Here is a 10,975-nt window from a genome sequence, read left to right on the forward strand (position 1 = left end):
GGACAGGGCGCAGCGCGCGGATTAGCAAGACAGCATGGATGTGACCGCCGAACTCGATGCCGTGGGGCTGCTCTGCCCCTTGCCCGTGCTCAAGGCACGCAAGCGCCTGTCCCAGCTCGCGACCGGCGAGGTGCTGCGCATCCTCGCCGATGATCCGGCGGCGGTGATCGACGTACCGCATTTCTGCAACGAAGCCGGGCACCAGCTCTTGTCGATGCAGGACGAGGGCGCGGTGCAGATCTACCTCGTCCGGCGGGGCTGAGCGGCTCTAACGCAGCCCAAGACCCTCGTAAGGCAGGAACCGCACGGGGCTTCCGGGAGCGATCTCGACAGCCTCGTCGGGCAGCTCGACCAACCCGGTCGCCCAGGACAGCCCGCTGATCCGGCCGGAGCCTTCCGACGCAAACACCTCGGCCCGTCCCTCGGCATCGAGCCGGGCGCGCAGGAACTCGCGGCGTCCCGGCTTCTTGCGCTTGGAGAAGGCGGCGGGGACAGTGAAGCCCTGCGCCTCGGTCCAGCCCGCGCCCGCCAGCAGTGACAGGGCAGGGCGGGCGAAGATCAGCGCGCAGACCAGCGCTGCCACCGGGTTGCCCGGCAGGCCGAAGACCGGCGTGCCGTTCCACATGGCAAGCGCCAGCGGCCGGCCCGGTTTCAGCGCGATCCGCCAGCTCGAGAGCGTGCCCTGTGACCGCAGCAGAGCCGAGACATGGTCCTCGTCCCCGGCCGAGGCTCCGCCGGAGGTCAGGATGACGTCGCACTCCTTCGCAGCCGTGTCGAGCCGGGTGGCGATCAGCGCCTGATCGTCTCGAACATGGCCCAGATCGACCGGCGCATAGTCCCAGCCCTCGGCCAGCGACAGCAGCATCGGGCGGTTGGCGTCCCAGATCTGGTGGGGCAGGGCGGGCTCGGCGGGGCTCGGGACGATCTCGTCCCCGGTCGAGAGCACACCCACCCGCAGCTTCCGCTGCACCGTCACCTCGCCCAGCCCGAGTGCCGAGAGCAGCGCGAGGTCGGGCGCGCGCAGCCGGTGTCCGGCGGGCAGGGCAGGGGAGCCCTCGGTGACGTCCTCGCCCGCCTTGCGGGTGTTGGCGCGGAGCTTCGCCGGCCCGTCGAAGGCGACGTGCGTGGCGTTGACCGCGCAGTCCTCCTCGAGCACCACGGTGTCGACGCCCTCGGGCAGGATCGCCCCGGTCAGGATGCGCACGGCGTGGCCCGCAGGCACTGCGCCCTCGAAAGGCTGCCCGGCTGCGGCACGGCCCGCGACCAGCGGCAGGCGCTGCACGCCCTCGCCGGTCGCCTCATGGGCGAAGCCGTAGCCGTCGACCGCGGAATTGGGACGCGGCGGGTTCGACCGGCGCGCGACGGCGGTCTCGGCCAGCACCCGCCCGCGGGCGGCGTGGGTGGCGCAGGTCTCGGTCCCGGTGACCGGGCGCAGGACCGACTTGAGCCGGGACAGAGCCTCATTGACCGGCACCCAGGCCACGCCCTGCGGCATGGCGAAACAATCGTCGCGCAGGCGCGGCGGGGTCAGATCGCCGGACGCGGCCTCGGAAGGCGCGGCCATTACCAGGCCCAGATCTGCGAGGATGAAATCGGCAATGGCACCGGTGTCGTCGAGATCGAAGCGGGGCAGGGGGCTTTCGACCGGCGCATCCGAGGCGATCGCCCGGACGCTGTTGTTCTCGGCAGACAGCAGCGCCTTGCCGGTCTCGGCCCGGTGCGCCTCGATCTTGGGATGCGGCGCGGTCTTGTAGCCCTCGACCAGCACCACATCGGCGGGCGAGAGCCGCGCCAGCAACGCCTCGAGCGGCGGCTCGGGCGCATCGCGCAGCTCGGCCATAAGCGCCCAGCGGTGGGGCGAGGCCAGCAGCACCTCGCCCGCACCGGCCTGCCGGTGCCGAAAGCTGTCGGTGCCGGGCTGGTCGACATCCGTTGTGTGATGCGCGTGCTTGACCGTCGAGACCGAGAAGCCGCGCGCAGTGATCTCGGCCACCAGCCGCTCCATCAGGCCGGTCTTGCCCGCGTTCTTCCAGCCGGTGACGCCGTAGACCTTCATGCCGCGCCCTTCAGCAGCGCTTCGGCATGGGCAAGGTCGTCCGGCGTGTTGACGTTGAAGAACGGATCGAAGGGCTCGGCAGGGAACAGCGCCTCGCCGGCGCCGTGCCCGTCCGTCCAGGCCACCACCTTGCGCAGCCCGTCCCCGAGCGCTGCCCGCAGATCGTCGCGCAGCGCCACCGGCCAGAGGCCGAATGTCGGGTGGCGATTGACCCGCTTTCCGCCGGATCTCAGCGCCTCGTCGCCGGTCCGCGGTGTCGCGGCCAGCGCCAGCGGATGGGGCTGGCCCTCGGCTGCGAGCAGCAGCCGGGGCACCAGATCGCAGGGGAAGAACGGCGTGTCGCCCGCCACGGTCACGATGCTGTCGGCGCCCTGCGTCGCGGCCCAGTCGAGCCCCGCGAGCACACCCGCCAGCGGCCCGGCGAAGCCCTCGATGCTGTCGGGCAGCACCGGCAGGCCGGTGTCGGCAAAGCGGCTCGCATCGCCGTTGGCGTTCAGCGCGAGCCCCGCCACCTGCGGCTCCAGCCGGTCGATGATCCGCGACAGCAGGCTCTCGCCGCCGACGCTTAGCAGCGTCTTGTCGCCGCCGCCCATGCGGGTGGCGAGCCCACCGGCCAGAATGACCCCGAGAGGCTGTTTCATGCGTCGTCTCCTGCGCTCTTGCGGCGCGATTTGCGGCTGTCGTCAGGGATTGTCGAGGGGTCCGCGTCGCGCAGCAACCGCTCTTCGCCCGAGAGGCAGATGAAGCGCTGCCCGCGCATCCGCCCGATCAGGGTCAGCCCCACCTGCCGCGCGATCTCGACGCCCCAGGCGGTGAAGCCCGAGCGCGAGGCGAGCACCGGGATGCCCATGAGCGCGGTCTTGATCACCATCTCCGAGGTCAGCCGCCCGGTGGTATAGAGGATCTTGTCCGCCGCCGTCACGTCGTGGCGGAACATGAAGCCCGCGACCTTGTCCACCGCGTTGTGGCGGCCGACGTCCTCCATGTAGACCAGCGGCCGGTCCTCCTGACACAGCACCGTGCCGTGGATCGCGCCCGCCTCGAGATAGAGCGAGGGCATGGTGTTGATCTGGCGCGCCAGCGCATAGAGCCAGCTCGTCCGCACCTGTGTCTGCGGCAGCGACAGCCCCTCGAGCCCCTCCATCATGTCGCCGAAGACGGTGCCCACCGCGCAGCCCGAGGTGCGGGTCTTCTTCTGCATCTTCTCTTCATAGGAGGTCTGCCGTTCGGTGCGCACCACGACCGTCTCGATCTCGTCGTCGTAGTCGACGCCGGTCAGCACGTCGTCGTCGAGCAGCATCCCCTGATTGCGCAGGAAGCCGAGCGCCAGGTACTCGGGGTAGTCGCCGATGGTCATGGCGGTGACCACTTCCTGGCGGTTGAGGTAGATCGTCAGGGGGCGCTCCTCGACCACCGCGATCTCGGTCTCGGCGCCGGTCTGGTCGTGTCCGGTGACGCGGCGGGTCAGTCCGGGACGGGTGAGGTCCGGCAGGAGGGGAAGCTTGGGGGGGATCACGCTGTGGCTCCGGTGTCTTGGCGTTGTCTTTTCGGCCCGCGGGGTATCTTGTATGTCCCGGACGGCAGACGCAACAGGAGACGCCATGCTGGGATATGTCGTGGCCGAAGGACAGGGCGAGGCGGATCGCCTGATCGCCGGGGTCGCCCGGACCCTGATCGCACGCGGGCTGCGGATTGCCGGGGCCGTGCAGGTCAATCTTGAGTCCGACCCGGCCCACAAGTGCCTGATGGACCTGCATATCCTGCAAGGTGACGCGGTGGTGCGCATCACCCAGGATCTCGGCGCGCTGTCGCAGGGCTGCCGGCTCGATCCCGAGGGGCTCGAGCACGCGGTGGGGCTCGTGCAGGCGGCGCTGGCCGGGGGCGCGGATCTTGTGATCGTGAACAAGTTCGGCAAGCAGGAGATCGGCGGGCGCGGCTTCCGCCCGGTGATCAATGAGGCGCTGTCCTCGGGCATCCCGGTGCTGACCGCGGTGAACGCCGGCAACCTTCCCGATTTCGAGACCTATGCCGAGGGTCTGGGCGAGCGGCTCGCACCGAATGCGCAGGTGCTGTCGGACTGGGCCGGACGCATGACCGCCGGGGCGCAGGAGGCGAACGGCTGAGGCCTTGCCATCGTGCGTGCGTCGAGACAAACGCGCATGGCAAGCGGTCTTGGCGGGGCCGTGTCTGGGAGAGAAGGGGGGGGGCGCGGCGACCCTCAGGGAGGAGGAGGGAGGGTCGCCGCTGATTCCTGGGTTCAGGGAGGAGGAGAGAACCCGGGAAACTCTGTGGCACATCTCTGCGCCGTTATCGCTAACCTAGGCATTGCTGCGCCGCAGCGCAAGGGTCAGCAATGCAGACCTGCCTTGACGTCAGTGCATGTCCGTGCGGCCATTCCGCGCGAAGGCCCCGGACAGGGTGCGGCGGGTACCGCCAGCCGCCGGTGGAGGCCATCGACCGCACCGCCCGAGGGAGGGCCCTCTCGCGGAAGGCGCAGCACGAGACCGGAGTCGGGCGTTGCCGGGGATGCCGATCGGGATCTGGAAGCAGACCGCCTGTTCATAGAGAACGTACGGCCGCATCAGGTCGAAGCTGTCGGCCTCCGCCACGGGACGCAGCGATATCGACCGGACCTTGGTCGCCTGCGCCAGCAGGTGCCGCACGTTGTATTCCGGCGAGGGGATGACATGGGGACCGGCGAGGCAGTCGCGCAGCCGCAGCACCTCGCGCCCGGCAAGCGGGTGGGTCCCGGCCAGCACAGCGCAGACCGGCCGCTCAGTGGCCTCGATCACCTCGAAATCCACGAGGTGTGCCGGCTCGAACACCAGCGCTAAGTCGGCGGCGAAAGCGCGGAGCTCCTGCTCCATATCGGGATGCTGATCGGTGCGCAGTTCCTCCAGACCTCGCCGGTGAAGCACGCCCGGGCCATCGTGCTTGGCATGGTGCCGCACCTCGCGGCGAGGGCGAAAACCCTGATCGACGGAGAGCGGGTTCTGGCGCCGGTTTTTCGGCTCCCGGATCTGCCGGAGGACGGTCAGGAATGATCTGCAATGGGCGATGGCGCACGAAATCGCCGCGAGGGTGACGGACGGCAGACTGCGCGCAAGGACGGTGGGCGTCGCCCGGGCGCTCGGCGCGGCGGGTGGCAGGCAACAGGGGGACGACGCTCTCGGCGGGGCCGAGGCCGGGCGCGCCGCCGCCTATCTCATCACCAATTCCGAAGGCGCCGCCTTCCATCTCGACAGGCTGCGCCACCGCGCGGAGGAGTGTCGACCCCGACACGCGCGACCGTTTCCTTGCGGGCGCCCTGCCGCCCGCCGCGGGGGGAGTCGCGCCAGAGGGCGCGGGCCTGGTGGATTGCGCAGGCGCTGGAGGCCTTCGCCCGCGTCGACGCGGGCATCGTGCCCGCGACGCCGAACGTTGCGCGGGCAGAAGAGCCTGGTTCGCGGCGGCGAAGCGCGGCCTCTGCGGCCCAACCTCGGACTTCTCGCGCAACCCTTCTCCTGCATCGGCTTGCCGGTAGAGACCGTGCCCGTGTTCCTGCCCGGAGAGCTGCCGATCGGCGTGCAGGACATCGTGCCCCCCTGGAGGGAGGCGCTCGCACTGCGGGTCGCCCGCGCGGTCGGGATGGCGGGCGTGGCATGCGCACGGCCGCCGGTGCTTCGTGAAGAGGTGTGAGCGCGTCGCTGTCTCTGACCGGGAGCGTTCGCGAAAAGGGACGCCAGCCCGACCCGTCCCCGTGAGGCGGTCGTCCACGTTGCGAATTGCGCTTCGCGACGACGGATACAGCGCAGCTTTCGTCTCTTCAATGTCTCCCGATTGCAAAGCGGAGCCCGGCCGTGACAGGCCCCCGCGGACCCTCCGGGATTGATGGTCGCCCGCGCGCCATGCTCCCGAATAAGGTGAAGTGTGCATCACAGAATCCCTTGTAAATAAGGGTCATATCTGTAATCTGTCACTGCTCAGACGTTTTTCTAATCGCCTTTGGGTTTAAAATTAGCGCTTAAAGGCATTTCTTTAGGGTCTACGACATGATTTTTGCGGCCAAACTCAAGAATATGGTGGTAGCGGGCTTGATTGGTGCGGGCGTTTTGCTCGGTGCGTCGCAACAGGCGGGCGCGGTCACTTTCCCCTTCGAAAATATCCCGGGTGCGGGTGTTGCCGGCGATGCCTATGCCGGGAACTTCTCGCTCAATGTGACCGATCTTGGCTCTGGCAACGCGCTTTTCCAGATCGTGAGCGCTGCTGCCCCGGCGCTGAACTACTTCATCCGCACGATCTTCGTGCATGATAGCTCTCCGTCCCTCTTCACGGCGCTGCCGAATAGAAACGATCAGTCCCATTCGGTCGGCACCGTCAACATGAGACGCTATTTCAGGGGCAATCTCCCGCAGGGCAACAATGTCGGCTTCTCGACCGACTTCATCTTCAACCGGGTCCCTGGAGCGGCCAACGCCAATGCGATTCAGCAGGGTGAAACCGGCGGCTTTATCCTTGGCGTGTCCGGAAGCTTCGCCTCGATCATCAGCGCGCTGACCTCTGGCGAGCTGCGCTTCGGGATCCACCTGCAGAGGCTTCCCGGCGGTGCGTCCGACAGCTTCGTGAACTCTGTGACCCCGGTGCCGCTGCCGGCCGCGGGGATCCTTCTGATCGGCGCGTTGGGCGGGCTCGGCTTCGCTGCGCGTCGCAAGAAGCGCATGGCGGCCTGATCGGTCATCGTCCCGCGGCGAATGTCGCGGGGGATGGCAAGTCGTTTGAAAAAGGGAACGGGCCGCAGCTTGACTGCGCGGCCCGTTTTTTCTTGCGTCGTCGCGGAAGAGCCGTGACGCGAGAGAGAGAACGGGGTGTCCAGGCCCGTTCCCGGCGATCCTTGCCCGAAACGACGTCGCCGGCCGTGGCGGCGGCACCCTTTGCCGGGTCAGGCGCCTGCCCGCCGACCGCCGCGCACGGTTGCGGGTGGGCAAGGACATTCTGGAGGTCCCCATGAAACTCGCCGGAGGCCGGACCACCTGTGGTCAGGGCAGCGGCGTGCTGATGTCCGGCACCGTCTTCCTGCGGCCACGCGGCGATATCGGCTACGCGCTGAGCTTCGGGTTTCCCGTGCGCTACAAGACGGGGCAGGTGACCGTCGACGACCGGCTGCAGGACGTGGTCGCGGACGGTTTCGACGCGAGGCCACGCTTCGGGAGATGTGGATCAGGACAGGAATGCCGTGCGGGGCGGTCCGCCGTTGCGGGCGCCTCGGGATGGCGACGACCGATGACCGGGACCGCCTGTGCTGCCCCGTCCCCCGAGGGATCTGCGCGACCATTCTTGAGTGACCTGTCACAACCTCACCACCAGCAGCATCAGACCATGGGGTTTCGGCGTCAGGCTGCGTTGGGCAGGTGTCGCCAGGGCATCAGGGGTGCCATCGGTCATCGAAGCTTCCGCTCTGCAAGATCTTCAGGGCCGCCGCGACCAGGAAACGGGAGACCGCCTGCCGGACATTCGCCCGCTCCGGCCTCGGTCGGCGCAGTCTTCCGGAAGCATCAGAAGTGCGGAAGCTTCGCTTGCAGTTGTGCGTCGCCGCGATAGTCTCGCGCCAACAATCGTCACAACACTGGAGAGGCTGTCATGCCTGATGGAAGCACATCCGTAGCGCGTCGTAGCGCCGTGGTCTCGGAATTCACCAACAGCGTTCTCGACCCCGACGCGCCGATGCTGGGCCCGGTCGAAAACGGTGGCACGATCATTGCCAACACCGCCCCCGGATGCTGGGGGCCGATGATCACGCCCCGGCTGCGGGGCGGTCACGAGGTGACGACACCGGTCTTCGTCGCCGGTGCCGAGGTCGGCGACGGCGTCGCGATCCGCATCCGGGACATCACCGTGACCTCCATCGCCACCGCCTCGGGGCATGACAGCTCTCCCGAGGGCTTCTGCCTTGGCGATCCCTACGTCGCGGCGCGCTGCCCGGTGTGCGATACCGTCTGGCCCGAAACCCATGTCGAGGGGATCGGCGGCAACGCGGTGAAATGCGATGCCTGCGGCAACACCGTGAAGCCGTTCGAGATCGTCCACGGCTACACGGTGACCTTCGACGAGACCCGCACCGTCGGGCTGACCCTGCCCACCGAAGCGGCCGAGACCATCGCGCATGACGCGGCCCATTACGCGGCCCTGCCGGACGGGAGCCGCCAGCACTCGATCCTGACCTATGCGCCGTCCGACATGCCGGGCACGCTGGTGCGGATGCGCCCCTTCCTCGGCCAGCTCGGGACCTGCCCGTCCATGGCCATGCCCGACAGCCACAACGCCGGCGACTTCGGGGCCTTCCTTGTCGGCGCGCCGCACAGCTACGCGATCACCGAGGAACAGCTGGCCGAGCACAAGACCGACGGGCACATGGACATCGACGCGGTCCGCGCCGGCGCGATCCTCGTCTGTCCTGTGAAGGTGCAGGGCGCCGGTGTCTACATGGGCGACATGCACGCAGGGCAGGGGGATGGCGAGATCGCCGGCCACACGATGGACGTTTCGGGCAGCGTCACGCTGCAGGTCGAGGTCGTGAAGGGCTACCCGCTCGACGGGCCGGTGCTGTTCCCGCTCGAGGAAGACCTGCCGCCATTGGCCCGGCCGTTTACCGCGGCCGAGAAGGCCAAGGGCCAGCGCCTTGCGGACAAGTGGAATGTGGCCGAGATCGAGCCCATGTCGCCGATCTCGGTCATCGGGACGGCGGCGAACCTCAACGCCGCGATCGACAACGGGCTCGAGCGCGCGGCACAGCTTCTCGGCATGACGGTGGCCGAGGTGCGCAATCGCGCGACGATCAACGGCGCCATCGAGATCGGACGTGCGCCGGGCGTGATCCAGGTCACCTTCCTGGCGCCCCTGTCCCGCCTCGATGCCGTGGGCCTCGGCGACTACGCGCGCGAGCAATACGGGCTCTGATCCCATTCCCGGACCCGGGCGGTTGTGTGTGCCGCCCGGGTTCGATCGCGTTGGGAATGTCGGGATGTTTTTGTGGCGTCGGGATTTGTCGGGTAGGCGCGGCCGCTTGTTGCCGCCCTTGGCTCCCCGAATGCAGGAGATCCGGATCGGGGGACTTGCCTTCAAGCTTCGGGCCGCCGGAAACGGAATTCTCTGGCGGTCTCCCGATGAATAGCCGGCGCCATCGGGACAATCCTCGTCGCTCTGTCGCGTGCTCTATGTCCGGAATGCGATCTGGATCGGAGCAAAGAGCGCCTGCCGCTCGGCACTGTCACCAGCGCCGGGGGCACTGCATCAAAGGAACGGGTTCACGATCCGAAGCTGCCCCTCGACCAGCAAGCCCGACTGCATGTCCTCGGAATAGAGCGTGGTGCAGCCGGCCAGCAACGCCGCTGCAACGATCATCGCGTCGTAGACCGAGAACCGGTAGCGCTCGGCCAGAGCACGGCCCACGGTGTGGGTGCGCGGCGTGAGGTCCTCGACCGTGCAGAGTTGCTCGATGCCGAGAAGAAACTCCCCGGCCTCGTCCCACGCCATCCCGGCCTTGCGGCGGCAGTTCACGAGCGCCTCGTTCAGGACTTGCACGCTGATGCGGGGCCCGCGTTGCACAAGCGCCTCGGCCCGGTCCGCCTTGGGGCCATCGTCGAGAAGGTAGAGGATGACGTTGGTGTCGAGGAACTCAGCGCTCATGCGCAGCGTCGCGGCTCAGCTGGTCCTGAGCGGCGAGCCGGCCCCGGAACCGCCGGAGCCCGCTCAGGATCTCGTCGGGCCGGGCATGGCGGGTGACCGCAAGACCGGCCTCGCCCGCGGTGAGGTCGATCTCGTCCCCTTCCTTGAGCCCAAGCTTCCGGACCAGCTCTGCGGGGAGCCTGACGGCAAGCGAGTTGCCCCATTTCGCGACCTGCATGGCGGCCTCCTTGGATTTGGATATACAGGATGGAAATGTATATCCAAAACGCCGCCTTTGCAACGCGTTGCCGTGGTCAGCGTGGCGCTGCCGTGGGCGAGGGACTCGTTGTTCTGCGGAACGTCCAAGGCCTTCGAGGCGTCCGATGCGCCGGGCCGCTGCGCGGCGGCCTCGCATGCCGGGTCTCGTTTGGCCGGTCTGGTCTGAAGGTCGTCGAGTACTGAAGAGGGGCTGCCGTCTTTTGTTTAAAGCCCTTCCTATCTACTGCAATGCTCCCGGTGCGGCGGGCAGGCACCCACTCTTCGCAGGACGTGAGTGCAGGCGCGCCCAACTGCGAAGGCAGATATGGGTCGGGGGATGCGGGCGACGAATCCCGACATCGGTAGAGTCGCGCCCGGGAAGCCTGACTGGCGGGGTGCACGCTCGCGAGTCGTGCCGCCTTGCCGAGGACACACGGGGCAGCGCAGTCGCCCGGCGCCTGGAAGTGATGGCTTAAAGCACTGAAATTATTAGCTATAAACTGGATCTGGAAGAAAATTCACGTTCTGCGAAAATTCCTGCTTGCGGAGATTGGGAACTGGGACTAGAACCCACCTCCACCGGCGGCGTTGAGGCGCTGACGGGACGCAGGACGGAGCGGCGGCGGCGAGGAAACGAGACGCGGTTGCGGACGATGCGGACGGAACATCGAGAGGCAGGGAAAGGCGGGCGCGCCGGAAGACAGGGCGCACTGGTCTGGTTTTTGTCTCTCACGCTCTTTGACATTGATGATATCTGAAGAGATATGCGGGCGACTCTGGTTCATTCGATGGATCAAGTCTCTGTATATCGCGCTGGTAGGGGTAACCCGATGATCCAGTGTCAGCTTCACTGTTTGTACGGCTTTCGGTTTCTGATGAAACCTGAAGCACACAAACAGATGACTTCCATCGGGAATTCCTTAGCCGGGTCCTGATGGAGATGTGCAGAGGTTCGAACGTCAAGGATAGCAGAGCAATCTGCTTTCAACTTGAGAGTTTGATCCTGGCTCAGAACGAACG

At 67.5% G+C, this 10,975-nt stretch carries 12 protein-coding genes; 6 read left to right on the forward strand and 6 right to left on the reverse strand.

All coding sequences use genetic code 11. From position 1 onward, the window contains the following. Window positions 1-34: 34 nt before the first annotated feature. On the forward strand, window positions 35-262 hold the full coding sequence (locus BLQ77_RS24580) for a sulfurtransferase TusA family protein (protein ID WP_089963571.1): 228 nt from the start codon (window positions 35-37) through the stop codon (window positions 260-262). A 6-nt stretch (window positions 263-268) separates the two neighbouring features. Here BLQ77_RS24580 and BLQ77_RS24585 read toward each other — a convergent pair whose 3' ends face one another. The 3 genes from BLQ77_RS24585 to BLQ77_RS24595 are packed head-to-tail and all read right to left on the reverse strand — an operon-like array spanning window position 269 to window position 3,572. Beyond that, a complete protein-coding gene (locus BLQ77_RS24585; protein WP_089963574.1) occupies window positions 269-2,056 on the reverse strand; it encodes a bifunctional molybdopterin-guanine dinucleotide biosynthesis adaptor protein MobB/molybdopterin molybdotransferase MoeA in 1,788 nt (595 codons plus the stop codon). Beyond that, window positions 2,053-2,697, reverse strand: a complete 645-nt coding sequence (gene mobA / locus BLQ77_RS24590) for a molybdenum cofactor guanylyltransferase MobA (protein ID WP_089963577.1) — start codon at window positions 2,695-2,697, stop codon at window positions 2,053-2,055. Before mobA ends, BLQ77_RS24585 begins: the two co-directional genes overlap by 4 nt. Then, the gene (locus BLQ77_RS24595) at window positions 2,694-3,572 is read right to left on the reverse strand and encodes a formate dehydrogenase accessory sulfurtransferase FdhD (RefSeq protein WP_089963580.1); all 879 of its coding nucleotides are present in this window, start codon (window positions 3,570-3,572) and stop codon (window positions 2,694-2,696) included. The genes mobA and BLQ77_RS24595 overlap by 4 nt, the downstream gene beginning before the upstream one ends. 85 nt (window positions 3,573-3,657) lie before the next feature. On the opposite strand from BLQ77_RS24595, the gene BLQ77_RS24600 reads away from it, so the two are divergent. Further along, window positions 3,658-4,179: a DUF2478 domain-containing protein gene (locus BLQ77_RS24600; protein ID WP_089963582.1), complete on the forward strand. Its 522-nt coding sequence runs from the start codon at window positions 3,658-3,660 to the stop codon at window positions 4,177-4,179. A gap of 249 nt (window positions 4,180-4,428) precedes the next feature. Here BLQ77_RS24600 and BLQ77_RS24605 read toward each other — a convergent pair whose 3' ends face one another. Beyond that, a complete protein-coding gene (locus tag BLQ77_RS24605) occupies window positions 4,429-4,923 on the reverse strand; it encodes a LysR substrate-binding domain-containing protein (protein ID WP_089963585.1) in 495 nt (164 codons plus the stop codon). A 6-nt stretch (window positions 4,924-4,929) separates the two neighbouring features. Here BLQ77_RS24605 and BLQ77_RS28910 point away from each other — a divergent pair, with 6 nt between their 5' ends. The 4 genes from BLQ77_RS28910 to BLQ77_RS24620 all read left to right on the forward strand — a co-directional run bounded on the left by BLQ77_RS28910 (window position 4,930) and on the right by BLQ77_RS24620 (window position 8,989). Then, window positions 4,930-5,100 (forward strand): hypothetical protein, encoded by a 171-nt coding sequence (locus BLQ77_RS28910; RefSeq protein ID WP_165617194.1) that lies wholly within the window; start codon window positions 4,930-4,932, stop codon window positions 5,098-5,100. A 376-nt stretch (window positions 5,101-5,476) separates the two neighbouring features. Continuing rightward, window positions 5,477-5,734: a hypothetical protein gene (locus BLQ77_RS28525; protein ID WP_131822055.1), complete on the forward strand. Its 258-nt coding sequence runs from the start codon at window positions 5,477-5,479 to the stop codon at window positions 5,732-5,734. Between the two features lie 353 nt (window positions 5,735-6,087). After that, a complete protein-coding gene (locus BLQ77_RS24615; RefSeq protein ID WP_089963589.1) occupies window positions 6,088-6,765 on the forward strand; it encodes a VPLPA-CTERM sorting domain-containing protein in 678 nt (225 codons plus the stop codon). A 907-nt stretch (window positions 6,766-7,672) separates the two neighbouring features. Next, window positions 7,673-8,989: an acetamidase/formamidase family protein gene (locus tag BLQ77_RS24620; protein ID WP_089963592.1), complete on the forward strand. Its 1,317-nt coding sequence runs from the start codon at window positions 7,673-7,675 to the stop codon at window positions 8,987-8,989. A 333-nt stretch (window positions 8,990-9,322) separates the two neighbouring features. On the opposite strand, the gene BLQ77_RS24625 is transcribed toward BLQ77_RS24620, so the two are convergent. Both BLQ77_RS24625 and BLQ77_RS24630 read right to left on the reverse strand, forming a co-directional pair. Beyond that, a complete protein-coding gene (locus tag BLQ77_RS24625) occupies window positions 9,323-9,718 on the reverse strand; it encodes a PIN domain-containing protein (protein ID WP_008888010.1) in 396 nt (131 codons plus the stop codon). Then, window positions 9,708-9,935 carry an AbrB/MazE/SpoVT family DNA-binding domain-containing protein gene (locus BLQ77_RS24630; RefSeq protein ID WP_089963594.1) on the reverse strand — a complete coding sequence of 76 codons (228 nt, stop codon included), beginning with the start codon at window positions 9,933-9,935 and terminating at the stop codon, window positions 9,708-9,710. The genes BLQ77_RS24625 and BLQ77_RS24630 overlap by 11 nt, the downstream gene beginning before the upstream one ends. Window positions 9,936-10,975: the final 1,040 nt, after the last annotated feature.

This window comes from Salipiger thiooxidans, assembly GCF_900102075.1.
GTDB classification, from domain to species: Bacteria; Pseudomonadota; Alphaproteobacteria; order Rhodobacterales; family Rhodobacteraceae; genus Salipiger; species Salipiger thiooxidans.